This is a genomic window from Thioalkalivibrio sp. ALJ2, assembly GCF_000378325.1.
In the GTDB taxonomy this organism is placed as follows: Bacteria; Pseudomonadota; Gammaproteobacteria; order Ectothiorhodospirales; family Ectothiorhodospiraceae; genus Thioalkalivibrio.
This window is the reverse complement of sequence record NZ_KB899554.1, coordinates 875,119-901,760: the sequence shown is the minus strand read 5'-3', so window position 1 is coordinate 901,760 and position 26,642 is coordinate 875,119. Positions and strand designations below refer to the sequence as shown.

26 protein-coding genes are annotated in these 26,642 nt (G+C 64.7%); 5 read left to right on the top strand and 21 right to left on the bottom strand.

Annotation, left to right across the window (positions count from 1 at the left end):
- Positions 1-2: 2 nt before the first annotated feature.
- The 4 genes from F468_RS0104250 (at position 3) to F468_RS0104235 (ending at position 4,691) form a co-directional block, all read left to right on the top strand.
- Entirely contained in the window at positions 3-1,238 is a 1,236-nt protein-coding gene (locus tag F468_RS0104250) for a GTPase family protein (protein ID WP_018994665.1), read from the top strand.
- Positions 1,235-2,773, top strand: coding sequence for a GTPase family protein (locus F468_RS0104245; protein WP_012982069.1), 1,539 nt, complete (start codon positions 1,235-1,237; stop codon positions 2,771-2,773). Before F468_RS0104250 ends, F468_RS0104245 begins: the two co-directional genes overlap by 4 nt.
- On the top strand, positions 2,774-4,000 hold the full coding sequence (locus F468_RS0104240) for an MFS transporter (RefSeq protein WP_018994664.1): 1,227 nt from the start codon (positions 2,774-2,776) through the stop codon (positions 3,998-4,000).
- Positions 4,001-4,130: 130 nt separating this feature from the next.
- Positions 4,131-4,691: an SRPBCC family protein gene (locus F468_RS0104235; RefSeq protein WP_012982067.1), complete on the top strand. Its 561-nt coding sequence runs from the start codon at positions 4,131-4,133 to the stop codon at positions 4,689-4,691.
- Positions 4,692-4,703: 12 nt separating this feature from the next.
- Here the strand turns inward: F468_RS0104235 and F468_RS0104230 are convergent, their stop codons facing one another.
- From F468_RS0104230 to F468_RS0104220, 3 genes are read right to left on the bottom strand one after another with little or no spacing between them, the layout of a single operon-like run.
- Positions 4,704-5,924, bottom strand: a complete 1,221-nt coding sequence (locus F468_RS0104230; protein WP_018994663.1) for an acetoin utilization protein AcuC — start codon at positions 5,922-5,924, stop codon at positions 4,704-4,706.
- The gene (locus F468_RS0104225) at positions 5,921-8,479 is read right to left on the bottom strand and encodes a nitric oxide reductase activation protein NorD (RefSeq protein WP_018994662.1); all 2,559 of its coding nucleotides are present in this window, start codon (positions 8,477-8,479) and stop codon (positions 5,921-5,923) included. The genes F468_RS0104230 and F468_RS0104225 overlap by 4 nt, the downstream gene beginning before the upstream one ends.
- Positions 8,476-9,336: a CbbQ/NirQ/NorQ/GpvN family protein gene (locus F468_RS0104220; protein ID WP_012982064.1), complete on the bottom strand. Its 861-nt coding sequence runs from the start codon at positions 9,334-9,336 to the stop codon at positions 8,476-8,478. The genes F468_RS0104225 and F468_RS0104220 overlap by 4 nt, the downstream gene beginning before the upstream one ends.
- 245 nt (positions 9,337-9,581) lie before the next feature.
- Between F468_RS0104220 and F468_RS0104215 the strand changes: the two genes are divergently transcribed.
- A complete protein-coding gene (locus tag F468_RS0104215) occupies positions 9,582-9,899 on the top strand; it encodes a hypothetical protein (RefSeq protein ID WP_012982063.1) in 318 nt (105 codons plus the stop codon).
- A gap of 90 nt (positions 9,900-9,989) precedes the next feature.
- On the opposite strand, the gene F468_RS0104210 is transcribed toward F468_RS0104215, so the two are convergent.
- The 18 genes from F468_RS0104210 to F468_RS0104125 all read right to left on the bottom strand — a co-directional run bounded on the left by F468_RS0104210 (position 9,990) and on the right by F468_RS0104125 (position 26,560).
- Positions 9,990-10,376, bottom strand: a complete 387-nt coding sequence (locus F468_RS0104210; RefSeq protein WP_018994661.1) for a hypothetical protein — start codon at positions 10,374-10,376, stop codon at positions 9,990-9,992.
- A gap of 54 nt (positions 10,377-10,430) precedes the next feature.
- A complete protein-coding gene (locus tag F468_RS0104205; protein WP_012982061.1) occupies positions 10,431-11,477 on the bottom strand; it encodes a lipoate--protein ligase family protein in 1,047 nt (348 codons plus the stop codon).
- 3 nt (positions 11,478-11,480) lie between these two features.
- Positions 11,481-11,900, bottom strand: coding sequence for a hypothetical protein (locus tag F468_RS0104200; protein ID WP_012982060.1), 420 nt, complete (start codon positions 11,898-11,900; stop codon positions 11,481-11,483).
- A gap of 142 nt (positions 11,901-12,042) precedes the next feature.
- Positions 12,043-13,014: a hypothetical protein gene (locus F468_RS0104195; RefSeq protein WP_018138330.1), complete on the bottom strand. Its 972-nt coding sequence runs from the start codon at positions 13,012-13,014 to the stop codon at positions 12,043-12,045.
- 213 nt (positions 13,015-13,227) lie between these two features.
- Positions 13,228-14,535, bottom strand: coding sequence for an OmpP1/FadL family transporter (locus F468_RS0104190; protein ID WP_018994660.1), 1,308 nt, complete (start codon positions 14,533-14,535; stop codon positions 13,228-13,230).
- 249 nt (positions 14,536-14,784) lie between these two features.
- Complete coding sequence (locus tag F468_RS0104185) at positions 14,785-15,957, bottom strand: radical SAM protein (RefSeq protein WP_018174695.1); 1,173 nt, start codon at positions 15,955-15,957, stop codon at positions 14,785-14,787.
- Between the two features lie 50 nt (positions 15,958-16,007).
- Positions 16,008-17,090 (bottom strand): NAD(P)/FAD-dependent oxidoreductase, encoded by a 1,083-nt coding sequence (locus tag F468_RS0104180; protein ID WP_018994659.1) that lies wholly within the window; start codon positions 17,088-17,090, stop codon positions 16,008-16,010.
- 37 nt (positions 17,091-17,127) lie between these two features.
- Complete coding sequence (locus F468_RS0104175) at positions 17,128-18,219, bottom strand: biotin/lipoate A/B protein ligase family protein (protein WP_038048956.1); 1,092 nt, start codon at positions 18,217-18,219, stop codon at positions 17,128-17,130.
- On the bottom strand, positions 18,212-19,390 hold the full coding sequence (locus F468_RS0104170) for a radical SAM protein (protein ID WP_018994657.1): 1,179 nt from the start codon (positions 19,388-19,390) through the stop codon (positions 18,212-18,214). Before F468_RS0104170 ends, F468_RS0104175 begins: the two co-directional genes overlap by 8 nt.
- A gap of 77 nt (positions 19,391-19,467) precedes the next feature.
- Positions 19,468-19,905: a glycine cleavage system protein H gene (locus F468_RS0104165; protein ID WP_081601199.1), complete on the bottom strand. Its 438-nt coding sequence runs from the start codon at positions 19,903-19,905 to the stop codon at positions 19,468-19,470.
- A 37-nt stretch (positions 19,906-19,942) separates the two neighbouring features.
- Positions 19,943-20,350, bottom strand: a complete 408-nt coding sequence (locus tag F468_RS0104160) for a DsrE family protein (RefSeq protein WP_018138337.1) — start codon at positions 20,348-20,350, stop codon at positions 19,943-19,945.
- Positions 20,351-20,358: 8 nt separating this feature from the next.
- The gene (locus F468_RS0104155; RefSeq protein ID WP_018138338.1) at positions 20,359-20,805 is read right to left on the bottom strand and encodes a glycine cleavage system protein H; all 447 of its coding nucleotides are present in this window, start codon (positions 20,803-20,805) and stop codon (positions 20,359-20,361) included.
- A 95-nt stretch (positions 20,806-20,900) separates the two neighbouring features.
- Entirely contained in the window at positions 20,901-21,812 is a 912-nt protein-coding gene (locus F468_RS0104150; RefSeq protein ID WP_018138339.1) for a CoB--CoM heterodisulfide reductase iron-sulfur subunit B family protein, read from the bottom strand.
- Positions 21,805-22,521 carry a 4Fe-4S dicluster domain-containing protein gene (locus F468_RS0104145; protein WP_018138340.1) on the bottom strand — a complete coding sequence of 239 codons (717 nt, stop codon included), beginning with the start codon at positions 22,519-22,521 and terminating at the stop codon, positions 21,805-21,807. The genes F468_RS0104150 and F468_RS0104145 overlap by 8 nt, the downstream gene beginning before the upstream one ends.
- A gap of 49 nt (positions 22,522-22,570) precedes the next feature.
- On the bottom strand, positions 22,571-23,407 hold the full coding sequence (locus F468_RS0104140) for a hypothetical protein (protein ID WP_038038661.1): 837 nt from the start codon (positions 23,405-23,407) through the stop codon (positions 22,571-22,573).
- Positions 23,382-24,410 (bottom strand): FAD-dependent oxidoreductase, encoded by a 1,029-nt coding sequence (locus F468_RS0104135; protein WP_018138342.1) that lies wholly within the window; start codon positions 24,408-24,410, stop codon positions 23,382-23,384. The genes F468_RS0104140 and F468_RS0104135 overlap by 26 nt, the downstream gene beginning before the upstream one ends.
- Positions 24,411-24,433: 23 nt before the next feature.
- Positions 24,434-25,840, bottom strand: coding sequence for a heterodisulfide reductase-related iron-sulfur binding cluster (locus F468_RS0104130; RefSeq protein WP_018138343.1), 1,407 nt, complete (start codon positions 25,838-25,840; stop codon positions 24,434-24,436).
- A 45-nt stretch (positions 25,841-25,885) separates the two neighbouring features.
- Positions 25,886-26,560: a 4Fe-4S dicluster domain-containing protein gene (locus tag F468_RS0104125; protein WP_017941141.1), complete on the bottom strand. Its 675-nt coding sequence runs from the start codon at positions 26,558-26,560 to the stop codon at positions 25,886-25,888.
- Positions 26,561-26,642 lie beyond the last annotated feature (82 nt).

Here is a 26,642-nt window from a genome sequence, read left to right as displayed (position 1 = left end):
GCATGAAGCTGCCCTGGCAATCCCTGCGCCTGCCGAAGGGCCTCGGCTGGCGCAAAGTCATGCAGGCCGTCCTGCGACCCGAGGCCGAGGCCCCCGATGCCGACGTCGTGGCCGAGCGAGCGCGCGAGCAGGCCCCCGTGCTGTGGCTGCTGGGCAAGGTGCAGTCCGGCAAGAGCACGCTGGTGCGCGCGATCACCGGCGACTCCGACGTGGCGATCGGGACCGGTTTCAGGAGCTGCACCCGGACGGCACGCGCCTATGACTTCCCGGCCGAAGCGCCGGTGCTGCGCTTTCTGGACACGCGGGGACTGGGCGAGGTCGCCTACGACCCCAGCGAGGATCTCGCCGAGCTCGCGGGCCACGCGCACATGGTGGTCGCCGTGGCGCGCGCGATGGATCTGCAGCAGGAACCCGTGCTGAATGCCCTGCGGGACATTCGCCGCCGGCATCCGAACTGGCCGGTCCTGCTGGTCCAGACCTGCCTGCACGACGGCTATCCCGACGGGCGCGATCATCCGCCCTACGCCGAACTGGACCGCAGCCCCGGGCTGGAGGAACTGGCCCGCGCGCGGCGTACCCAGGCCGAGGCCTTTCGCAACCTGCCCGGGACCGGCCCGGTGCAGGTCGTGCCCGTCGATATCACGCCCGAGGACGAGGGCTTCACCCCGACCCACTACGGCCTGGACGCCCTGCTCGATGCCCTGGAGAAGCTGGCTCCGGAACGCATGGGGGTGATCCTGCAGGGGCTGCGCCAGTCCGCAGGCGGTGATGCCCGTCGGCTGCGCGCCCGATCACACATACTCGGCTACGCCAGCGTCGCCGCGACCACCGATGCCGTCCCCCTGCTGGGCCTGTTCTCCGTTCCGGCGGTCCAGGGGAAACTGCTGCACAGTCTGGCCAGCATCTACGGGGTCACCTGGGATTCTCGCAGTATGAGCGAGTTCTCCGCGGCGCTCGGTTCCAGCACCCTGCTCGGCCTCGGCCTCAGCCACGGGGCCCGGCAGGTCGGCAAGCTGGTCCCCGTCTACGGTCAGACTGCAGGTGCTGCAGCGGCGGCCGCCACCAGCTTTGCCACCACCTATGCGCTGGGCTATGCCGCACGCCACTACCTGGCCCGGCGACATGACGGGCGCGAGGCCACGGCCGGGGTGGAGCAGGCCTATCGCGACGCCCTGCGCGAGGCCCTGAACCTCGCCCGGCACCGCCAGACCGAGCCCTCGGGGAACGACACGCGATGAAACGCCGCTGGCTCACCCGTCTGCAGGTCACGGGCGTGACCTTCGCTGCGTTCCTGCTGCTGTCGCCCTTTGTGGTGGCCTTCGTCCTGGGTCTGCTCTGGCTCTACGAACACAATGCCCTGCTGATCTGGATCGCCGCGGCCGCCATCGCCGCCGGAAGCGTATGGGGCATGACGCTGTGGGCGCGCCACCGGATCAAGGTCCACACCCGCGAACGGACGACCGAGCCCGTGCGCCCCGCCGATGGCGACTGGGCGCCACTGGAACACGCCGCCTGGGCCGAGGTGATGCGCCTGAGCGAGCAGGCCAGCGGCGAGATCGTCACCGACTACGACCGCCTGCGGGAAGCGGGCGAAGAGACCCTGCGTACCGTGGCCGCGCACTATCACCCGGAACAGGAAGACCCCACCTGGGAGTTCACCGTGCCCGAGGCCCTGCTGCTCAGCGAGCGGGTCAGCGCCCGGCTGCGCAAGATCCTGCTGGAGGAGGTACCGCTGTCGGATCGCCTGCGCATGGGCCAGATCCTGCGCGTCTGGGGCTACCGGCCCATGGTGGCATCGGGGCTGTCCTACGGGCGCACGGCCTACAAGGCCTACCGTATCGCGCGCCTGGCCAATCCCCTCCACGCCCTGGCCGCGGAGCTGCGTGATCGCTTCTTCAACGAGCTCTCCGGCAGCGCACGCGAATACCTGCTGCGACGGGTCGCACGCATCTGGATCGAGGAAGTCGGCCGCGCCGCGATCGAGCTCTACTCCGGCCGCCTGCAGCACGATGCCGACGCCCTGGCCGAGATCGCCGACCAGGAAGCACAGGCGAGCGGCCCCACGGAGGAGGCATTCCCGGGCCGGCCGAAGATACTGGTCGTGGGCCAGCCACAGGCCGGGAAATCCACGCTGGTCAACGCGCTGCTGGGGGAATACCGCGCAGCCACGGACGTGCTGCCGCTGACCGCCGAGCAGGAGGGCTACCTGCTGACCCTCGCGGACGGCCAGGAACTGCTTTTGGTGGACACCCCGGGGCTTGGTGACCGCATGGACGTGGATACCCTGGTTGATGCCGCCCAGACGGCGGATCTGGTGCTATGGGTCGCGCCGGCGCACCAGGCCGACCGCTCCCCGGACCACGAGGCGCTGCAAGCCGTACGGCGCTTCTTTGCAGAGCGCCCGGATCGACGCCAGCCGCCCATTCGCATCGTGGCCAGCCACATCGATCGCCTGTCGCCCGCCCGCGAATGGGAGCCGCCGTATACGCTCGACCCGCCGGAAGAACGGCCCAAGGCGCAGAACATCGCCGCCGCCCGCCAGGCGATCGCCGCGGACTTCGGCCTGCCCGAACAGGAGGTGATTCCCGCCCGGCTCGATGGCGCAACGCCCTACAACATCGACGCCCTGACGGCCGAACTGGAGACGCTGATCCCGGCCATGCAGCAAACCCGCAAGACCCGGCTGCTGCGCCACCCGTCATCCCGAAGCCTGCGCCAGATCTGGCGTCAGACCCGCAAGGGGGCCGGTCGCCTGCTGGGTCGACCGCGCTAGATGACCCTGCGTCCACGCCAGCACCAGGACGCCCTCTCCCTGGACTCCCCGACCGCCTGGCTCGCCTGCGGGCTCTCCCTTGTGGCGCTGTTCGTGGCCTTTGGCATCGCGTACAGCTACGGGGCGTTCTTCTCCTCCATGGCGCAGGAGTTCGGTACACGGCACGGCGGGTCCGCGCTGTTCTTTTCCGCCACCGCTCTGTTGTTCTTCGGCCTGAGCGGTGTGACCGGCCCCCTGTCCGACCGCATCGGCCCAGGGCCGCTGCTCGTTGCGGGTGGCCTGTTCATCGCGGCGGGGCTGGTCGGGACGGCGCGTGCCGGCGAACTCTGGCAGGCCTACCTGGCCTATGGCCTGGGCGTGGGTATCGGGGCGAGCTGCGTATTCGTGCCCGTCGTGGCCGCGGTCGGGCGCTGGTTTGCCCGCAGACGCTCCATGGCCCTGGGCATCGCGGTATCCGGGATCGGGTTGGGCGTACTTGGCTTCGCGCCGCTGTCCGCCTGGCTGATCGAGCTCCACGGCTGGCGCTCGACGTACTATTTCTACGCGCTCGCGGCAGCCGTCATCCTGCCGCTCGCCGGCATCCTGTTTCCACGGCCCGGGCGCGCCCCGGATGGCACCCACGCCACCACCACCCGCTGGGGTGGACGCCGCTTCGCCCAGCTTTATCTGGCGACCTTTCTGCTGAATACGATCCTGTACGTACCGTTCGTCCACCTGCCGCCCGCGGCCGAGGCGGGCGGCATCGATCCGCTGCGCGCGGCGGGCCTGGTCGGGATTATCGGGCTGGCGAGCGTGGTCGGGCGGCTGGCGATCGGCATGCTGGGCGATCGCTATTCCCTGATGCATCTCTATCGCGGGTGCTTCGCCCTGATCACGCTGAGCTTTCTGATCTGGGGCACCGCAGGCAGCTACGCCGCCCTTATGCTGTTCGCGGTGGTACTTGGTTTCGGGTACGGCGGGTACATCGCCCTGACACCGGCGATCCTGGCCCGCCTGTTCGGCCTGTACAGCCTGGGCCGCCTGCTGGGCATGACCTACACCGCCGTGGCCCTCGGCGCCGCGCTGGGTCCGGTCCTCACCGGCCTCGGGGTCGACCTGACAGGCGGCTATCTCATGATCCTGATCGCGCTCCACCTCGTCGGCCTTCTGGCCGTTCTCGCCACCCTGCCGATCCGCGACGAGCCCGTCACGGGGACCACGCATCCCCAGCGCGACAGTGACCCCTGAGGTCTTTGTCTATCATCACAGTCCAACCGCCCGTCGTAGGGCAACCTGAACCCCGGCCGCATCCGGGGATCGAATTCTTCATAAAGCTGCAGCAGCCAGGCCCCGAACCGAAGCCCAGGAGGTACCCGCGATGCGAACGTTGCCCGCCCTCCTCCTGGCTGCCTTGGTCGGCTGGGCCCCCGGTGCCGCACTCGCGGTGGAGGTGGTCGAGCGGCATTTTGATACCGACGGTGACCAGCACGAGCTGGAGGTGACCTTCCGGGTCGAAGTCCCACCCGAGGCCCTGTGGTCATACCTGACCGATTACGAGGCGCTGAACCGTTACTCGGAATCCATCCGCGAGAGCCGGATCGTCTCCCGATCGGATGACGAGGTGGAGGTCGCAAGCGTCGTGCACAGCTGCGTGTTCGTGTTCTGCCGGACCATCCGCAGGCACGAACGGGTGACCGAGTACTACCCCGAACGCATTGATGCCGAGGTCGATCCGGAGCACAGCAATCTGCGTGCAGGCTCGACCCGCTGGGAGCTGCAGCCCGATGCCGGCGGCACGCACCTGACGATCCAGATGCATGTGGAACCGGACTTCTGGGTACCCGGCTTTATCGGCAAGACCCGCATCCAGCGCGCGACCCTGCGGGAGACGACCGAGCTGCTGCGCTACATCGAACGCGACTACCGCGCCAGCCGCTGACGCGCAGGCTCTCTACGAGCAACTGAACAACGGGTGCCCTGCCAGCAGCCGTTCAAGGCGATTGCGCAGTTCGTCGCGCACCGGACCGGCGCGATCCGCATCGAGACGGGAGGTAAAGAGGGACTCGTACCATTCCTCTTCTTCGTCCATGTCCCAGTCAACCTCGCGCAGCAGGGCCTGGCCGGCCTCCGGGATCGCAGCGGGGAGCTCGCGACCGGTCAGCAGGGCCCAGACCCCGGTCCAGCAGCGTGCCAGCGCCAGCGGGTGATAGCCGCCACCGCCCAGGACCAGCAGCCTCGGTGTGCCGTCGGCGTGCCGCGGGCTGGTCTCGATCACGTCGTCGACGCAGGCGAGGAAGCACTGGGTGGAGATGCCGAACTTGCCGAGCGGGTCCGGCAGCAGCGCATCGGTACCGGCCTGAACGACGACCGCATCCGGCTGCCAGCGGGTGCGCACGGCCTCCCAGACGGCCGCGAAGGCGGCGCGAAACTCGCTGTCGTTGGTCTCCTTGGGCAGCGGCAGGTTCACGGCGTTGCCAAGCGGTCCGGTGTCCTCGATGCGCCCGCCCTCGAAGGGGTAGCCGTACTCGGTGTCCATGTGCAGGGAGACGGTGAGCACGTCCGGGTCGTCGGTGAACGCGGCCTCGACCCCGTCGCCATGGTGGGCGTCGATATCCAGATAGAGCACGCGCTGCCCGGCCTGACGCAGGCGCAGGATCGCCAGCGCCGGGTCGTTGAAATAGCAGAATCCACGGGCCTGGTCGGGGGCGGCGTGGTGCATGCCACCGGCCGGGTTGAAGGCCATGCGCCCGTCCAGCACCACCTCGGCGCCCTGGATGGAGCCCCAGGTGGCGGTCGCCGGGGTCGCGAAGAACCCGGCGAAGAACGGGTTCTCGAAGTTGCCGATGTTGTGGCGGTCGCGGTAGCGCTGGAAGACCTTGCCCAGCGCCTCGGCGCGCTGCATCGCGGCCACGTACTCGCGGGTGTGGAACCACTCGAGCTCGGCCGGCTGTGCCTTGCGCGATACGGCCATCTCCTGCGGCGTGATCGCGTCATAGGCCTCGATCAGGTCGATGGTCAGCGAGACGCGCGGGATCCCGAGCGGGTGGTTGTCGCCGTAGCTGTGCCCGCGATAGCGCGGGGCATGCAGCAGCGTGGCATGACGGCGGGCCGGCTCCGGGTGCCGAGCCGTAGCGCCGGTGGAGGCGTCGATGGCTTCGGGGGTAGCACTCACTGGCGCAGCCTCAGATAGATCTCGGGCAGACGGCGCGGCAGCTCGTCCACGTGGTCGATGATGGTGTAGTGACCGGGACCGAAGATCGCCGGCAGGTATTCCGAACCGGACGGGTCCAGGGTGATGCAGAACGGGTGCACGCCGGCGTCCACCGCCTCCTTCATCGCCATGCGCGTGTCCTCGTGCAGGTAGCGCTGGTCACCGCCGTCGTCGTAATCGGCCGGACGACCGTCGGACAGGATCAGCAGCAGCCGGCGCTGGGCCGAACAGCGCTTGAATGCCTCCAGCGAGTGGCGGATGCCCGCGCCCATACGCGAGGCCAGGCGCCCGGAGACCCCAGCGATGCGGGCGCGGACGGTGTCGTTCAGGTCCTCGTTGAAATCCTTCAGCCAGTAGTAGTTGACCTGGTCGCGCTGCTTGGAGGCGAAGCCGGAGATCGCGTAGGGATCGCCGACCTTCTCGATCGCCTCGGCGAACAGCATCATCCCCTCGCGCACGCGGTCGACGATCTTGCCCTGCCCGCCCGGGTGGCGCGCCATGATCGAGGTGGACATGTCCGCCAGCATCATGACGCCGGTATCACGGTGCTGCACCGCACGGCGGCGGTAGATGAAGGCCTTCGGCGACAGCCCCGCCTTCTTGTCGGCGATGAAGTCGATTACTGCCTCGGTGTCGAGCTCGTCGCCGTCCATCTGCTTGCGCTGCGGCGCCAGGCGCATCGGACGCTGCATCTCGAGACCGCGGGTCAGGCGTTTCAGGGTGTCGGCGTTCTCCGACAGGATCGTGGCCGCCAGCTCCGGGTTTTCGTCGTCCAGCACGCGCTCGTAGAGATTCACCCAGTCGGAGATATAGCGCTGCTCGCGGTAGTCCCACTCGGGATACGGGATGCCGTCCTTCTTCGGGGTGTAGGGAGCGGCGCGCTTGGCCACCTGGGCCGGCTGCGGGATACCCGTGCCGATGCGCCCGCCGGTGCCAGAGGTCTCCTGCTGCGGGGTCTGGATGTCGGCGTCCGGGTCTTTCTGCGCCTGCTCCGGGGCCTGCTGCGGCTGCTCTTCCTGCTTCTCGCGCTCGAACTTGTGTTCGTCGTGCGCCTCGTGGTCGCGGAAGTCGGCCAGGCTGCCGTCGCGTTTCCGCTGCGGATACACCGGCAGCGACTGGTTCAGCGACAGCCCGGGCAGATAGGCCTCGGCGCGCTCCTCGATGGTGATCTCGGGGAAGGCCTCGTCGGCGAACAGCTCCTCGCCGACTGCCCAGGCGGTGACCACATCCGCGTCCGGCTCCAGCACGCGCGCCAGACGCGGGTCCTGCGCCTCGTCGCGCAGCAGGGCCTGGTGGGCCTTCAGCGCGAAATCGAAGTAGACGCCGGCCGCGCCCTCCGGGCGCTCATGGTCCTCGGCCAGCGCCACCAGGCGCGGCAGGAAGTTCGGGATGCGCGGGGCCAGGCGCGCGTTCACGCGCAGGTCCTCGGCCAGGTCGAACAGCACCTGGAAGCGGAACATGCGCGCCTCGAATGGCGCGAACAGCGGGCGCCAGGTGATGCGCGAGCGGTCATCCAGCGGCGGGTGCTCGACCCCGGCACGCTCGAACAGCCGCTCGACATCGGACTGCGCATACGTATCGAAGGCCAGATGCGCGGCCGCGTGCTGGGTGGCGACGATCGCCTCCTCGCGCGAGTCCATCACCGCCGGCATAAACAGCCGCCGGCCGTCGGTCTCGAGCATCGGGCGGCCCTCGCCCGGCTTCCAGCTGGAATCGGCCAGCGGGATATCGGCATCCAGCCAGGCCAGCAGCACCAGGCGCAGGAAGCGCCCGTGCATGCGCGGGCGAAAGCCCGGCAGCGCCTCCAGGAGCAGCTTCAGGCTCTCGTCGCTCTCCAGGCGAAAATAGGCCTCACCGCGCGAGCGCCCGGCCTTCAGCAGGTCCGCTCCGCGCCGGGCCCAGGACAGCAGGCCCTGGTCGCCGACCAGGTTGCGGGCGATCGGGGCACCCTCAAGATAGGCATCCAGGGTCAGGCCGCGTTCGTCGAACAGCGTCTCGGCCGGCTCGATCAGCGCGCGCAGGCCCTCGATACCTCGGCCGGCGGAGAGCTTGTCGAACGGCGTCTCGAAATAGGCGCGGGCATCGGGCAGGCTGCGTTCGCACCAGCGCAGGCCGATCTCGGCCCACTCGCGCTCGCCGGCCTCGCCCCAGGCGTCGTACACGCGATCGGCCTGAGCCATGAAACCTTCCAGGGCATCGGCGGAGTTGACCCACTGCTTGAAGCGGGCGGCCTGGTCCAGCCACAGGTCCACCGTCTGCATGTGCTCCGCGAGCCGCGCGGAATTGCGCATGAAGCTCTTGCCGGCCTCGCGGTCGTGGAAGAACAGCTCGCGCACGGTCTCGATCCAGCGCCGCGCGGTGGCGGCACCGAACGCGCGGATGGCCGGGAGGGCTTCCTTGGTGTCGCGGTGGGCGACGAAGCTGATGTCCTCCAGATGCTGGAGGACCTCCTCGATCTCGACGAGATCTTCGGCTTCCGTGTTCGCCCCGCCGCTGTTGCGGGCCTGGTCGCTCACGCGGCTTCGGACTCGGGGAAGTGGGCGTCGAAGATCTCTTCCAGCGCCTGGATCAGCTCGGGGTCATCGGTGATCGGGGCGATCATCGCGGCGCGGCAGGCCACGCGCGGGCTCAGACCCGCCTGCATCAGCTCGCCGGCATAGGCGAGCGCCCGGGTGGAGGTCGCCTCTTCCAGTCCGTGGTCCTTCAGGGCCCGCGCCTTGCGCCCGGCAGCCACCAGCTTCTCGACGCGATCGGCATCCAGGCCGCCGGATTCCTTGGCCACGATCTCGCGCTCGACATCCTCGGCCGGATAGTCGAAGTGGATACCGACAAAGCGCTGCTTGGTCGAGGGCTTCAGGTCCTTCAGCACCGTTTGGTAGCCGGGGTTGTAGGAGATCACCAGCATGAAGTCCTCGTGCGCGTCGATGATCTGGGACTTCTTGTCCAGCGGGAGCTGGCGGCGGTGGTCGGTCAGCGGGTGAATGACCACGGTGGTGTCGGTACGCGCCTCGACGATCTCGTCGAGGTAGCAGATCGCGCCCTCCTTGACCGAGCGGGTCAGCGGGCCGTCCTGCCAGACGGTCTCCTCGCCCTCCAGCAGGAAGCGGCCGACCAGGTCGGAGCTGGTCAGGTCCTCATGGCAGGAGACGGTGACCAGCGGCTGCCCGAGGGTATGCGCCACGTGTTCCAGGAAGCGGGTCTTGCCGCAGCCGGTCGGGCCCTTGAGCATCACCGGCAGGCGCTTCGAGTACGCGGCCTGAAAGATCTCGATCTCGTCGCCCTGGGCCTTGTAGAACGGGGCATCGCCCGCGTCGCCGGGCTTCTCGATCACGTCGCGTTCCACACCGCGGATACGGTTAATCAGGTTCTTCATGGGGTCTCCGATGCCGACCGCGGGGGCCGGGGCTGGTGTATGCGCGGGAGCGGCGTTACCCTCCGCCGGGCTGGCGGCATGCCCCGTGGCATCCCGTCGTGTTCCCGCAGGCTTTGTTGTATCATTGGCTGTTTATATTCTATCGAACCTGCGCACTTCCATGAACCAAACGCCCTTCCCGGTACGGGATCGGGCAGGTGAAGGCGCCCGCAACTCGGATTCAGCGCGTCAATAGAGGACCCGGTATGAAACTTGTCAAACTCGTCAAGCTGAACAACCTGCAGTACAACCCGAATCGCGATCCGGAAGTCTACCGGCGCCCGATCAACGAGGAATTCCGGGTTCAGGCCCTGCTGAACGGCTCCGGCACCGCCCAGTGCAAGTTCTCGGTGGAAGGCGAGGCCCTGTGCGAGAGCAGCGTGTCCCTGCCGGGCACCTTCGACTGCAAATTCAGCTTTGATACCGCCGGCACCCGCGTGGGCGACCTGGTGATCGAGGCCAACGGCGAGACCTACCACGAGAAGATCCGCATCGACGTGCTGGAGCACGCCTGGATCGGCTAAGGCCGTGCGATGCCCCGCGATCCGCATCATGCGGATCCGCGAATCAAAAAGGCCCCGTGGCTAACGCCCGGGGCCTTTTTGATGGGGCGCTCAGCCCCAGTCGTACATGCGGATGAACTCGGGGAGCTTTTCGACCATCTCCTCGCGATTGAAGAAGCGATCGGCCCGCGCCAGGCGCATCTCGTCGCGGATGTCCTGGTCCCCGCCAAAACAGAACACGGGCAGGTTGATCTGATACTCCATGCGCAGGATGCGGATTACGTCCAGCGGGTCGAACACCTCGATCTCGTCCAGATCCAGCAGCAGGAAGCGGTAGAGCAGCACCTCGTTCCAGGCGCCCAGGTCTTCCAGATCGGTCACCGGGTGCAGATGCCAGTCATCCGGCAATGCGGTGCGAATCTGCTCGATCATCGCCTGATCCTGGCTCATCAGGATCAGGCGTTTCTCCAGCCGGCGCTGAATGGTCGGTTCGGACATCGGGTCGCCTCGTAAAGCTTTTTGGGGAAGTATCCAGCGGCGTGCAAAGCAGGATCAGGCGGCGGCGATCCCTCGGTAGAGACCGTCGATGCGCGCGCTGACCTCGTCGACGATCACCGCGTCGAGCTGGCCGTTCAGGCGCGAGCGCACACGCAGGCGCTCCGGCGACTCGCCCACCAGGGTCTCGCGCAGCACGCGATCCACGCTCGGGTCCTCGCACCAAATGCGTGCAATGTGTGTCCCGGCGATATGCAAGCGCAGGCGGCCACAGTGGCCGCGCGTCTCGAAGACATGGTTCTCCCGATTCACACGGATACCGTCGCGCACGGCCGGCCCGCCCTGGCTGTCGGCCAGGTCGGCGAGTTCCTCGCGCCCGGCCGCCAGCCACTCGTCCCATTCTGCGGAACTCGGACGGTAACACCGCGCGGGGGTACTGAAGCGGCGCTCCAGCACCTCGCTCAGGGCCGCCTCCAGACGTTCCGGCGTCGGCGCCGCCTCGGGGCACTGCTCCGCACAATCGGTCATGCCCTCTTCCAGTGCCGGGCGCAGCCATTCGCGGTAGCCGTCGCTTGGGGCATTTACACACGATAGAAAGCGTTCCACCGGGAAGCGGCGCAGGAAGCTAGCGCCGAACACACAACCCTCGTTCAGCGTGGCCGCACCAGTACCCATGATCTTGCGCCCCTGAACCCAGACGTCCTGACCGCGCGCCTCGACGCCTTCCAGCCCCAGCTCGCGCAGCACATCCATCGCGATGCCCAGCCCCAGCGCGAACAGGTGGCGATGGCCACGGGCGAGGACCTGGCGGGGCTGAATCAGGAAGAAACAGGCCTGGTCGGCATCCACCCAGACGGAGCCGCCCCCGAGCGGGCGGCGCACGACCGGCACGCTATTGGCCTTGCAGGCGACCAGGTCCAGATCCATGGCCGGGTCCTGGCTGGCGCCCACGGAGATGTGCGCCTCTCGCGAATGCACCCACAGCACGCGCAACGGCGACTCCGGCGGCGTGCTGCTCGCCAGACCGGTATAGAGGGCGTGGAGTTCTTCCGCGGAGCGGGCCCCGGCATCAATCCATTCCGGGGTGACCGTGGATGCGACCAAGGATCAGTCCTCGGGTTTGTCCTGCTCAGACGGGGCCTCGTCGTCCTTGCCGGGCTTGTAGAAGTAGCGGAAGTAGAAGTCGCTGCGCGAGAGGTCCTCGTACAGCTTGGCACGTTCCTCGACACCCCCGCGCATGATCTCGACCATGGCCATGGCCTGCTCGCCGTCGATGATGTGGATCCCGCCGGTCAGCTCCTGATCGGTGTTCAGGAAATGCGCGGCCAGCTCTTCCGGCTCCTGGATATACACCAGGAACGACTGGCAATCGGGGTCCTCGAGATCCAGGGGCTGCATCACGATCTTGCCCAGCCAGGCCAGGCGCGCGACCTGGTTGAACTGGTGAATATCGAGCTTCTTGCCCTTCTTGTACTTGTTGAGTTCGTTACGGATCTCGCCGATGTTGGCGATCTTCATCGATTTCATGGGGCGTGCGTCCTGCCGCGAATGAACCGGGAGCATAAACAAGTCCAGCCCCCGGCCGTAAAAAAACCCCGGCGGACCGGGGTTCTTGAGAGGAACCCTGGGCTATTAGCTGGGTTCGTTCGCCATCCCTGGCGTTATGCTTCTACCAGTCGAAACCGTCGTCTGCGGGCTCCTCAAAGCCGGCCACCTCGCGAAGGGTATCCTCCAGCGCGCCCGGGACGCGGCGAAGCTGCATGAAGCTGTGATCGCCGAGCATGCGCAGGTCCGGCCAGTGCAGCGCCGCACGGAAACGCATGTGCAGCGCCTCGATATCGCCCCCTTCTACCAGGATCTCGTACGGCACGTAGGCGGTGTGGCGAAGCTCGCGCACGTCGATCGTCTCCAGGGTGTTGAGGTCGGTGGCCTCGGAATCGGCGCCATCATCGGCCCGAATCGCCACGCCGATCAGCGTAGCGTCCGTTCCCGGGATATCCAGCCGGTAGATCTCCGACACGCCCCCACGCCGATCGCCCAGACCGGCATCCAGCTCTTCCAGGGCGGCGCTCCGCGAGCCGTGGCTACCCAGGTCATACGGGGCGTTGAAGCGCTCCATACCAAACGTATAGCGGTAACGCTGCAGCTCCCGCGGGGTCATGCCGTCCTCCGACCCGAAGTGCTGCTCGTCGCCCAGCACCTCCGCCAGCCGCGAACTCACGGCGTTCACCGAGTCATCAATGCGATAGGCATGTCGAAAGTACTCGAGGTTGTTGTAGCTGACCTGAACCCCGCCGTTGGTCGCGGTCACGGCGACGCGTATAGGTGCGATGTACGCCGCCCGATCCTGGGAGCCCGCCACCGCCAGCAGGTCGTCGTGGGTCACCACGATCACGTGCCGGTCGTCACTGACCGGGTACTCGCCGAGGGTCTGGAAATCGGCCTCTTCCAGTCGCTCGCGGACCGTCTCCACCTCACCGCTGACATCGGAGCCGGACGTGGTGTAGGCCAGTACCAGGGGCCGATAGACATCGTCCGCCAGCGCCGTGGCGGCCGCGCCAAGGGTCAGCAGACACGCGCCGAAGAACGCGAGAACGGCAGGCACGCGAATGCCTCCGCGCAATGCGTGGATTGCTCGCATGGGATTCTCCTTTTGATTTTGCTAGTTCGAGCACAGGCTCGATCAGGATGCCTTCCGACGAAAGGGCCCGGGCCCCACCCCCCGATGGGTCCCGGTGTCCGGCACCGTCCGCACTCCATGGCGGTACCGCCCCCTCCTCCAGGGTCGGCAGCTCATCCCGAAGCCCGCGCCGGGCACCGGTGCGGCCGCTCACGACCGCCCGGGCGCCATCGATCAGAAGCGGTACGCGTACCCGATCTCGAGCTCGTACTGCCGCATCTCGATCTCGATGTCCTGATCCGGATCAAAAGCATTCGTACCACGGACGCTTTGACGCGGTGCGTACATCGCCGCGAAGTTGATCTCGTGCTGACCGAACTCGCGGGTAAACCCGGCGGTGAAGTGATCGGTCATAACAGCGGGCGCGAGAATATTGAGCGTCACATCGCTCGAACTGATCGGATTCTCGCCCCGGTTGTAGCCGACACGCCAGGTCCAGCCGTTACCGCCATCGATCTGGGCACCGAACTTGAAGATGTTTACGTCGTCCCAGCCGAAGCCTGCGCCCCCATCGGCGCCGAACATTCCTTCCGTGTTGGAGTTGGAAATCGCATCGATCTCCGAATACCGGATCTTCTGGTAGTCGGCCGACAGCGTGACGCGAGGACTGACATCCAGCGAGAAGCCAAGACCATACGTCGACGGGATATCGAACTCGCCGCCATTGGCGAAGAGCCCCGCATACCGATCGAAATCGCCGGCACGGATCTTGGAGCGGTAACTCGCTCCAACGCGTGCCCCCTCGGCAAGTTCCGCCTGGAACCCGACCTGGGCACCATACCCCCAGCTGGAATCGGTCCTGCCGCTACTGAGCTTACCGGGGTCTTCACTCATTTGGCCGAAGGTACCGATGCCTTCCGCGCTAAACCGCTGGTAACTGATAATCGGACTGAAACCTACGCTGACTCGCCCATCTGCGAATTGTTGCGCGTAGGTTGGGATGATCGCTAGCTGTTCTAGGTTAACCCCGGCAGACCCGTCACAGAACGGTCCGGTTTGGCTGCCGATCGGGTCACCTGTTTGCGGATTCGTACAATACTGCGTGTTTTGGAATGCTGGATAGTCTGTATTCATCCCACCATTCCCGAGGAGTGCGATACCCCACGAACGGCGTTCGTCGATCTGTTGTACGAACGCGAGGGAAGGAATGAAGAAATTGTTGCTATTACTGTCCACCTTGCCAGGAGCCAACGGGAACTGGCCTTGTCCCTGGGTTTCACCGAACACTTCATACGAACGTTCGGGGCGGAAGTAGGTGATGGAACCGTCAATACGGGTTTCCATACCGGCGATGCCGGCCGGGTTGATGCCGGGTGCGTAGGCGTCCTGGGAGATGGCCATGCCGACCCCGCCCATGCCCTTGGCCTTGGTGCCATAGCCGTGCGCGAAATAGCCGTTGGTGGCATTGGCGACGCCGGCGCTGCCCATTGCAAGGCCGACCGCGACCGTCACCAGACTGCGGCGAATGATGCGTGCTTCCATGTTGTTCTCCTTTGGTGGTCTTCTTGTTGTATGGCCCGGCACCCCGGTTACCTGCGGCCCCCTTGTATGCCGCCGGTCCAGTTATGTGGTGCAGTGACCGCTCGCGGGTGGACGACCCATCCCCCCGGGAGTTCTTTCGACGGGGCCCCTGAAATATCCCCGCTCGAAACCTGAATATTCAAAACGTCTAATCAACCCCCCTGACGTGCGAAAGCCCCGGAGACCGGGGCTTTCAGCATGCATCGAGTTTTATGCGGACTTTTCGTCCTCGGCCTCGTCGGCGTCGAAGTCGAAGGTGCCGACATCCTCCCCGGCCATCTGCCGCTGGACGAACCCGACGTCCGTCGAGTTGAGGGCAAACGGGAAGGACAGGATGTCCGTCGGGCTGGAATCGCCGTAGGGGCGGTTGCAGGCCGAGACTTCCTCATCCGACTTGCCAGGGCAGCCGGAGGTCTGGAACGGCTTGCCGGAGGCGATCAGTTCGTCGACCTCGGACTGCGGCAGGCCGAAATCCACCACCTGACCATCGGCGTTGAACTTCATGTCGTCGATGCGGCCACCGGCGTAGTCGATCACGAAGCGGCCTAGCTGCACGCGCCGCCACTGGTCGCGCGGCACCGGGTTCCAGTCTTCCATCAGCGAGCCCTCTTCCGGGAAGAAGGCGAACATGTGGTTGTGGCCGCCCAGGTCGCGGATGCGCTGGCAGACCTGCAAGATCTCTTCCTCGGTCTCGCCCATGCCGCAGATCAGGTGGGCGCCGAACTTCTCCGGCCCGAAGATCTCGGCGGCCCACTCGATGGACTGCCAGTATTTGTCCCAGCTGTGAGGGCTCTCAACCGCCTTGCCACGGGTGCGCTCGAAGATCTCCGGCGTGACCGCGTCCAGCGCGACAGTGAAGATATCGGCGCCCTTGTCCCGCAGGAGCTGGAGATCTTCGTAGCTCATGGTGGTCGGGTTGGACAGGATCGACACCGGGATGTGGTTGACCTCGGCGACCCAGCGTTCGAGTAGCTCGACGGTGTCGGCGTCGGAGTTCGGGTGCGTGATCATGGAGATGCACATGCGCTCGAACTGCCCGGCGTCGGCGTGATTCTTCACGCGCTCGATCACCTCGTCGTACTTGGCGGTCGGCCAGTCGACGCGGATGAAGTTGCGATCGGCGTAGTCACGCGATTCCTCGCGGTGGCGCGCCAGACCGCAATAGGAGCAGTTCGCACGGCAGCCTTCCGGGTAGGTGACCAGCAGGTTCAGGCAGTGGGTGCAGGACGTACGGTGCATAGTGCCCGGCACCAGGCCCAGCGTGATCGCAGCCGCCGTTGACATCTGCACGTACTCCGGCGAACGCATGTCCGGGGTCTTGATGTGATAATCGGGCCGGTAAAAGTTGATCGGCGCGACCATCTCCTCTGCACTTGCACTCATGGAATTCCTCCAGCGTTGTTCACCGGGTGCGGGGCACCCGCCAACCGGGCCTACGCGGCCCGGTCACCATCGTTGAAATACTCGGAAAAAGCAATCCATCCGCGGCGCTGCGTGGCGTCTTCCTGCGCCCGCGGCGTACGCCAGTGTTCATTCAGGAACGCGCGGCGCTTGCAGGCGCGCTCCAGGGCCGGACCGTACTGATCGCGCATCTCTTCATCGTAATCGTCGAAAGCCTCGGCGTCACCCTCGAGATGCGCAATCGCGGCCTCGCCCGCCGCCTCGCCCGACACCACCGCCGCGGCAATCCCGGCCCCGGTAATCGGATGGGTAAATCCACCGGCATCGCCCACGAACAGGACATCGCCGTCGTACAGCGAATCCCGCAGGCCGCCGACCGGGATCGCGCCACCCGTACGGTGACGGATCTCCTCGCCCAGCAGCCCCTGCTCGACGAGCTGGGCATGCAGGGATTCCAGCGGCGTCTTCATGTCGTTGTCGATGCGCTTGTCCGCACCCAGCCCCAGGTTCGCCCATTCGCCCTTGGGGAACAGCCAGGCGTATCCACCCGGGTAGTCGTCCGACAGCCAGACGTCCGTCGCGGTATACGGTTTTTTCAGTGGTACCGTGTACTGCCGGGTCTGCACGACCGGCAGCGCGGACAGACCCAGGGACTCGGCCACCGGGGAATGCGGGCCATCGGCGGCGATCAGAACACGGTACTCGACCGCGTGTTCCTGCCCCTGGTGCTTGACGGTCGCCACATGCCGCTCGGCATCCACACGCTGCAGCGGGGTCGAAGTCACCAGCTGCGCGCCGTTGGCCTTCGCCGCCTGGATGATCGCGCGGTCGAACTCGCCGCGGTCCACCATCAAGCCAGGGAAATCGGAGTGTTCCACGGCCCCGGAGGGCAGGAAGCTCTGCATCGAGTCGATGCGCTGCAGCAGGACTCCATCCGCCTTGGCATAGGCGCCCATCGGGTTCGGGATGAACTCGGCACACTGCACCGGCTCGCCGAAGGCCTTGTTGCGCTCGACCGCCAGCACGGACAGCCCGGCCGCCGCGCACACGCGCGCCGCCGAGGCGCCACCCGGCCCCAGCCCGACCACCAGGACATCGACCTTTTCGGGGAGCATTACTGCTGCCTCCCGGCAAATACCGCGCAAAGGACCTTCATCCCGCCGATTCCTCGGTCTCGGCCATGGCCAGAGCCGACTGAATCGCCGCGATTACGTCATCGACCGTCAACTGCAGCATCTCGACGTCGCGCTCGGCAAAGAATGCGCGCACACGCTCTTCCATCTCGGCCTGCGGCGTGTCCCGCAGGGCCGCTTCCAGATCGGCGATGGTACGCGCGGGCTTCACGAAGATGTCGCCCGTCAGCCAGAGCTGCTTCAGGCGCTTGCGCTCCGGGTCCAGGGCCACACCGACGCGCATTAGCCCGCCGTCACACTTGAAGATGCTCTCGAACAGCGGGGCATCGGTGGCCGGACGGTTGCGCTGGTAGACCCATTCTTCGGTGTCGATCTCGGCCAGGGCCTTTTCGAAGGACTTCTGCTCCTGGGGCAGCAGATCCAAGGGGGCCAGCTCAACCGCGAACTCTTCCGCAAAGGCCTTGGCAATCGCGTCCTTCACATGGTCCAGATTCGGGCGTTCGCCCAGCAGGGTCGCCAGATTGACCACACGATCGCGCGCCGACTCGATCGCCTTGTTGGAGAGCTTCTCGGCCGGAATCCGCAGAATGCGCAACATGTCCTCGACATCGAACTCGATCAGCAGCGTGCCCTGATACATGATCGAGTCGCCATCGAATGCGCCACCCGTGCCGGAGATCTTGCGGCCTTCGACCTCGATGTCGTTGCGCGGGCGGAACTGCGCGTCGACCCCCAGCGTGCGGATCCCGGCGGCCGCGGCATTGCAGATGCGCGCGGCGATCTGCCCCATGTCGGCCGTCCCGAGAAAGCGCTTGTCGAGGTACAGCTCCCAGCCCAGCTGGGTGGAATCAAAATAGATCGCGCCGCCACCGGTAATCCGGCGCTGGATCGCAATACCGTTTTCCTTGCAGTACTCAGTGCTGATCTCCTGGTCCACATTTTGGTGGAAACCCACCAGCGCGCAGGGTTCGAACTGCAGGAAACGCAGGGTGTGCGGCGACACGCCCTCCTGGTGGCACTCGAGCAGGGCCCGGTTGAAGGCCATGTTCTCCGCCGCCGGGCGCAGGCCAGTGTCCAGGACGCGCAGGGTCTTCTGATCGCGCTCAGACATGGCAACCGCCTCCGGCCGCGACATTGCCCTCGGTCACGATGCGGATCCCGCCGAGGCCCTGGCGCGCCTTGCGTTCCTGCTCGCGACGCCGCGCCTCTTCGGCGACGATCGTGTCCAGGTCGATCTCGACACCGCTCTCGACCGTGGTCCCGTCCGCCATCACCTCGTCGCCCACGGCGATCGAGCAGCAGGCCGGAGTCACGCGGACCTTCTTGCCCAGACGCGCGGCCAGTTCGACCACACCCTCGGCCGGGTGCGCAATACCGGACAGGCCGGCCATCACCGCATAACTATCGATCTGGCTCTTGGCCTCGCCTGGTGGGCGCGCGCAGCCGAGCAGCAGCGGCGTGTCACCCAGGCGCTCGCGGGCGTCGTGGAAGAAGCGCCCGACCGCATGCACATCCGGCGTCTCGAATGGGCGGCTCGCCGGGGCGTAAAACGGCATCACGACCACCAGCACCACGGCATCGGGCAGGTGGCGCGCGAGCATCTCCAGCGCGTTCCACTCACCCAGCAGCTTGCCGTAGTGCAGACCGATCACGATGTGCGGGACCACCTTCATGTTGGTGTTCACCAGGCTCTCGAGTGTCTGCTCGAAGTCATCCACGCTGCGGCGCAGATGGTAGACCTGCGTGATCGTGTCCTGCGCGCCGATCACGTCCATCATCGCCGCGTCGATACCGGCCTGCTCCATCGACGTTGCGATGTCGTCGTCGACCAGCGCCGTATGCAGCGCGATGCGGAATTCGGGAAATTCGTCCTTGATGCGACGAATCGTGGAATAGTACGGGTCGTACTCGACCTCGTTACGGTGGTTCGAGCCACCGGTCAGGAGCATGCCCTGGGCACCGGACTCGATCACGTTGTTCACCTGAGCCCATAGGTCCTCCGCCGTGCGCACCGGGATCATCGGGTCCAGGATCTTGGCCTTGCAATGGTCACAGGCGAGCTTGCAGTCGCCACCGGTGATCGACATCGCCGGCCAGGCGCTCTTGCCGCAGTCCGCCAGTTCACTGGACTGGTACGACTTGAACGTCGGGGTATAGAAATGCACCGATCCGGGATCGGAGCCCCGCTGAACGCTGTGCTGAAGGTCATTCACCAACGCCGCATCGACAGGGATGTCTTCCAGGGGTTCGACCCGCTGGATCACCTCGTTCCAGGTCGTCATCAGCTTGCTCCGGATACCACAGAATCAAAAAAGGCCGCCGAACACTGGGGAACGGCGGCCCGAGGCTCGGTAGGGGCTTAGCAGCCGCCGAAACCGTCTGCTTCCATCTTGGCTTCGAACGCCGCCAGGGCGTCGGAACCGGTCTTCAGGTCGCCGACTTCGCCGTCCCAGTCTTCAGGCTTCAGCTTGATCAGCCAGCCTTCGCCGTACGGGTCTTCGTTGATCAGACCCGGGTTGGCCGCAACCTTGTCGTTGGTTTCGGTCACTTCACCGGTCACCGGGGTCTTCGCCGGACCCACCCACTTGCCAGATTCAACGGTGGTGCAGGACTTGTCCTTCTTCACGGTCTTGCCGACCTTCTTGGGAGTGAAGGACACGATGGTGCCGGCCAGCGAGCACGCGTAGGAGGTCAGGCCCACGGTCGCGGTACCGTCGCTTTCCTTGCGCACCCACACGTTGTTTTCAACGTTGTACATCAGATCTTCCGGAATATCACAACCCCGTACTGCGCCCATGTTTTCCTCCAAGCGTGAAAGTAATAATGCGGGAAAATTAAAACGTTATCGTTTTATCGCTACGCAGAATCAGGTCCGCCAGTTCGCTCGCCCGATTCACTTCATCGACCTCGTCGATGAGATCCGAAGACGCGTCGATTCTATACCCCGGTAAAGCGGGCTGGCAAACGTGCAGGCGCACACCTGCGCGTTTTGCGTCCTGGATAAAATCCTTGATCAACTTGCCATCTTCCATGGCCCGCAGGTCGTCGGCGACCCCCTTCTCCATCAGGCGAACGCCCTCCATGGTGAAGAAGATATAGACGTCCACATCCATCGAGGCCATCACCGCCCCAAGGTAGAACGGCGTCGCACAACGATGCGGCGTCGACGGCCCCGAGGTCATGATGAACACGACCGTCTGCTCGTCGTTGTCCAGATAGTAATCGTTGCCCAGTTCCGCCATCGTTCTCTCTATCGCAGTTTCCGCTGACACTCGATGTCTTCATCTTTGGCGCGCTTGCAGTAGCCCTCCTCGGCCTTGTCGCCGGTCAGAAACTGCTCCAGCGCAACATCCACACCGTCGGTGGCTTCGACACGCGCGATCCACGCATTGTAGGGATCCGAGTTCAGTAGCACTGGGTTTTCCAGCACCTCCTCGTTGCCCTCGACGATCTTGCAGTCGATGAAGTTCGGGATCGGACCGGCCCATTTCCCGCTTTCGATCGTGGCGACCGGCTTCCCGGGCGGACGCCGGGTACCGGGGCGACGCACTCGTACGTGAATGATCTTTCCCGCGATGGTCTGCGAAAGGTCGGTCATCCCCACGGTCAGGGTGTCGTCATCCTCGCGGCGCAGCCAGATCTGAAATTCGTCGTCGTAGAACAGTTCGGGATGAAACTCGCAACCGTTGCAGTCCATGTTTCGCCTCGTTCCTGGCATCGACACAAAAAACGGGCGCCAGGCGCCCGTCTTCTGAAAGTACTACTGGGCCATTCGGGCCTCGAATCAGGGGATCAGATGACCCCCTTCTCCTTCAGCAGCCCGATGGAGTCACTCACGTTCTCGTGGATACCCAGCTTGCGCGGGGACAGCCCCATCGCCAGGCCCAGCAGCTGCGTGAAGTACACCACCTTCACGTCGGTCTTGATGCCGAACTCGGTCTCGGCCCGCACCTGGTGCATCTCCAGACCGGAGTGGCAGGTCGGGCATTCGGTAGCGATCACCTCGGCACCGGAATCCTCCGCCGACTGCAGCAGGTTCAGCACCAGCTGGGTCGAGGTGTCAGAATCCGACAGCGTATGCGCACCGCCGCAGCAGGAGGTCTTAAGCGGAAAGTCCACGTTCACGGCGCCGGCGGCACCCAGCAGGTCATCCATGAAATGCGGCTGGTAACTGGAATCCGAACCCGGGCCATTGTCCTTCTCGGGGAAAATCTGGCGCGGACGGGTGTACATGCAGCCGTAGTAGTTGGCGATCTTGATGCCATTCAGGCTCTTGGTCATCTTCTGCTTGATGCCCTCGGGCCCCAGCTCTTCCATCAGCCACTCGAGCAGATGCAGGGTGCGGACGTCCCCGGTGTAGACCGGGTCGTCGGACTTGCGCGCCAGATCCTGGACGGTGTCCATCGCATCCTGGGAGGTCGCGGTCTCGTACTCGGCCTTCTTCAGGTTGTGGTAGCAGCCGTTGCACGGCGCCATCACGGTGTCCATGCCCATCTGTTCGGAGGCAATCGCCATGTTCCGCGCGGACAGATAGGTCTGCAGCATCGGGTGAATGTTCTTCACCTCCATCGCGCCGCAGCAGTTGTAGTCGCGCAGGTTTTCCATCTCGAGTCCCAGCGCCTTGACCAGCACGCGGGTGGAGCGGTCGTACGGACCACCAGAGCCCTCGAGCGCGCAACCCGGATAGTAAGCAACCTTAGCCATGAGCGGCCTCCTTCTGTTCGCGCACGTAATTCTTCAGCACGTCCCCGGTCTTGCCCCAGGACTTGGTGCGCGGCGTATGTACGGTGTTGATGCCCATCGCCATCAGATGCTTCACCGGCAGGTGCTTCATCATCCGGAAGATGAAGATCTTCATCCATTCCTGCACCAGAGGCTGGCCGGTCTTCTTGAAGAAATTCTGCATCACCTTGGAGTCTTCGATGCGGCCAGTCTTGTAGATCTGATCGGCAAACTCTTCGTCGAAGATCGTGGACGGAGCCTTTTCGGTGATCCCTTCCTCTTCCATCCAGTGCGCCAGAGCCTTCATCACGCCTTCCGGCTTCACGTCCTTCGGGCAGATGTTCGTGCACTTGTTGCACGAGACGCACTGCCAGATGATGTCCTTGTCCTTGACCAGCTCTTCCTTCATGCCCAGGCGGGTGAGGTAGATCCAATAACGCGGATTGAACTGCACGTTCTGCGCATACATGGTGCACGAGTTGGTGCAGGACCCGCACTGCCAGCAACGATGGACGTTCTCGCCACCCGCAAAGCTCTGGATCTTCGTCTCGAAATCGTCGTCGTAATCGCGAACAGTGCGCGGGGCGATCATCGTGTTCCAGTGTCCGGACACGTCCACGCCGTCGACCACCAGCTCGTCGTGTTGCTGGAGGCGCTCGTCCTCGATTAGTGCCTTTTCATGTATTGCCATGACGTCTCTCCGAAAACCTGTGTAGCCAGGCTCAAGTTCGTTCCGTTATTTAATGCAGCGACGCATCGGTTCCTTTCAGGCGACCTTCCGGGGAGTCGATCCCCAGCATCTTCACCGCCAGTTCCAGCGGATCCTGCTTGGCGCCGAACTGGTTGTCGATCATCCCCAGACTCATCGAAAGCGCTCGGGCATAGTCGGAATAGGCTTGCACCCAGACCAGGTCCGTCACAAACGGCAGGTCTCGATAAAAGCCTTCCTCGGCCAGCGCATCGAAAAACCAGCGCCGCGCCCCCTCGATCGAGCCGACCGTATCCCCAATAGGGATCGACCGGAGCGTGTCATTGCCGCGGATGAACTCGCGCAACGCGCCCGTCGTGGTCGACGTATCCCACACCCAACGGCAGGCCAGAGGCACCGCGTCCGGATCCGCGAAGTGCAGGATCTCGGCGCCAAAATCCCAGATCGCCCGCCGAAGCTTCTTGTCGTCAGCCGCAAGATCCGCAAAGTTCGCGAGCCGCTCGTTCACCCCAACATCCGGGCGAACCAGAGTGCGCACACCGTCCACCAGGGCGCCCTGACGCTCGGCCATCAACGAGCCAAGCTTGCGCCGAACCGAGAAAACCAGACCGCCGAGGGTGCGAACATCCTCGGCATCGATCTCGTCCCCTTTCGCGACAATCGCGGCAAACACTTCGTGTTTCGACCGCAGGGCCTCGATGAAAGTCCCCAGCCCGTCGACACCACCCGCCTCGGCGATGGCCTCGTTCAGACTGTTCAGCTTCGTCGCAAGGATATCCTTGTCGAAGCTGACCTCCAGCGGCTCCGGGGCCAGCCCCGAAGCCGCTGCGTCGCTGACGACCTCAGCCGGCTTTCGAAACCAGCGCATGCAGGTCCGCAACCGCGCGGCCACCAGCAGCAGCACCCTGCGCGATCGAATCATCGATCGTCTCGGGGCCATAGGCCGCACCGCAGGAGTAAACGCCCTTGCGGGTGGTGCCACAGGTGTTGGTGTACTGCTCGGCCTTCTCGATAAAGCCGTGCTTCTCGAGACCGACACCGAAGACCTGGGAGATTTCCGGGTTGTCGGCGTTCGGATCCATGCCAATGGCGTGCACGACGATGTCGAACGGGATCACGATCGGACGCTTGACCAGGGTGTCCTCGCCCTTGACCAGCAGCCGGCCGTCGCCAGAGGCCGTCACTTCCGCGATACGGGCCTTGACGAACTTGGTTTTGAACTCTTCCTGGGACTTCCAGTAGAACTTGTCTTCGTACAGGCCGAAGGTTCGGATGTCCATGTAGTAGATGAACACGTCCGTTTCCGGCGACAGTTCCTTGATCTCCATGGCCAGGTTGGCGGAGACGGTGCAGCAGATCTTGGAGCACCACTCACGACCGATCTGGCGATCACGCGAGCCCACGCAGAGCAGGATGCAGACCCGCTCCGGCACACGGCCGTCCGACGGGCAGGCGATCTTGCCGGAGGCGACCATCTGTTCCATCTGGGTGGTGGTCAGCACGTCTTCGTACGTGCCAAAGCCCCACTCCGGCTTGTTGATGGAATCGAAATGGGTAAAGCCCGTGGCCAGCACGACGGCACCGGCCTGGACCGATTCGCCGTTGGTCAGCGTGGCGGTGAAGTTACCGGCCTCGCCTTCCAGCTTCTCGACCTTGGCACCCTTGTGCACGGTCGAGTTGGAATCGTCTTCCACGCGCTTGACCATGCGGCCAATGGCGTCCTTGGCCCACTCGCCAGAGGGGACCAGCTTGGCGTAACCCGACAGAATCGGGGCACCGCCCAGGACGTCTTCCTTCTCGACCATCACGGCCTTGAAGCCGGCCGAGGTGACATTGGCGGCGGCGGCCAGCCCAGCCGGGCCACCACCCACTACTAGAACAGTATCTTGCTGCATCAGACTTTGCCCCCGTAAGCGAGCTCAGGATTGTAGAGGTATTCGATATTGCCGGCCTCGACTTCCTTCAGGTATTCCTGGAAGGTCTTCTTGGCCTCGTCCCAGGAGATCCCCATCTTCTCGACCAGGTCTTCGCAGGGCGATGCGTGCCACTGCAGCTGGACGATCTTGAACGGATCCGCGCCGCAGGCCAGGGCTGCGAACTGGACTTCCGCCATGATCGGAATCTGGAAGTTCTGGTTGTGGGCCTTGCCGATCCACTGGTTCTTGTCCATGGTCGTGACGCAACCGGTGTCGTTGGCCAGCATCACGTCGGCATTGGCTTCCTCGCGGGCCACGCGGATCTTGCGATCCATCGTGAACGAGCGGGTGAACTCGCGCTCGGAGATGATGTGGCGGAAGCCGAAGCCGCAGCAGTCGTACCAGGTGGAGTAGTCGATCACCTGCGCACCCAGGGCCTGCGCCGTGGAGGTGATGATCGCGGTACGGTTGCCCCCCAGCACGGACGGGTCGTAGACCGCGTCTTCGTGGACCATCTTGTAGTAATGGCAAGCCACGTGGGACGTGGTGCGGATATTCGAAACGTCGATGGTCTGGAGCTCGGAGGCGATACGGTTACGCATCACGTGCACCCACTCGGAGTAGTGGATGATCTCTTCCGGGATGACCAGCTTGCCGTCGACCAGGCGACCCAGCTTGCCAAGGATCTTGGTGACCTTCTCGCGCAGCTCGGCGGACTCGACCAGATACTTGCGGATCTCCTTGTAGTTACCGAAGGAGGTGCCACAGTGGACGAGCGGGAAGAAGTGGCCCAGCTCGTGGCCGTGCTGCTTGCCGGATACATAAGACTGGTGGAAGTTACGCAGGAACACCGCGGCCAGCGATTCGACGTTCCCGATACCGGAGCCGTGGTAGTTCCACGCGGTGCAGGAGGTCTGGTCGGTCTCGTCGAGGTAGTCCTTGCCCGGCTCGAAGCCGAACTTGTTCATGAACCACAGCAGCGAGGTCGGGTAGCCCGGGATGTTCCCGCACTGGCCACAGGACTTGTGGTGCCACAGCTGCTTGGTCGGGACCTTCTTCTCCCAGCCGAACAGGGTGTTCACCGAGATCGGCTCGTGCTGGTCCTCGATGCGGTGGATGATGATCTGGCCGTCTTTTTCGAGCTCGTACATGTGCTCGCGGACGTCATCCATGCGGTCACCGAGGTCGACCGTACGGCGGTCAACGTGCTTGCGCACCCAGTCGGTCGCCTTGATGGCATCTTCTTTGGACAGGTCGGTCGCCTGGAAGAAGGAACCGTGACCGGCGATACCCTGACCGTCGGTATTGTGGAAGCCGGGCTTCATGGTGCCAGCACCGGCGCCTTCGCCGTTCTGGTTGTGATTGCCTGGGGTCTGTTCACTCATAACGCTTCTCCTGATGTCCTGGAGTGGAGTCGGAAACGGGACGACTTATTCGTCGTCTTCCTCTTCCTGCTCCTCGAGCCAGTCTTCGTAGTCCTCGCGCTTCTCGTCGATGAAGTCTTCGATCACGTCGAAGAGGTTCTCGTCCATCAGCTCGAGGGACTTCAGCACCCCGGTCATTTCCCAGATGGTGTACATCTCGACCGAAGTCTTCAGGGACACTTCCCAGGCGGTCTCGACCGTCTGCAGCGTCTTCACCGGAATCGCCTTGCGCAGGATGCGCAGGTCACCTTCCACCTTCTGGATATTGGGGCCCCAGTCGGGGAAGTGGTCGGGCTGGATCATGTCGGGCGACAGCTGGTTACCCGTGGTGATCAGCTTCAGCATCACGCGACCGAACGGGCGGAGCACGTCCTTCGCGGATTGCATTTCGTGCTTGATGGCCACTTCGCGCATGATCGCGACCAGGCCACCAGGGGAATTCTTGAACGGACAGCGAGCGGCGCAGGTCATGCACTGAGCGCAGGCCCAGATCTTTTCCTGCATCGCGTCGTAGATCTGCTCGACGTTTTCGGTCCACAGCAGCTGGACGATCTCGCGCGGGGAGTAGTCATAGAACTGAGCAGAGGGGCACGTCGCCGTGCAGATGCCGCAGTTCAGACAGCCGTTGAGTTCGTGGTCGTAGCGAAAATCTCCGCGGATGTCGTCGAAGATTTGCTGCATCTCAGCGTATGTCGCCATATGTCACCTCTTCGCTGTTGGCGAGGCAGGTTTCTTTGAGAACCTTGCTCAGCCAGCCTAGACC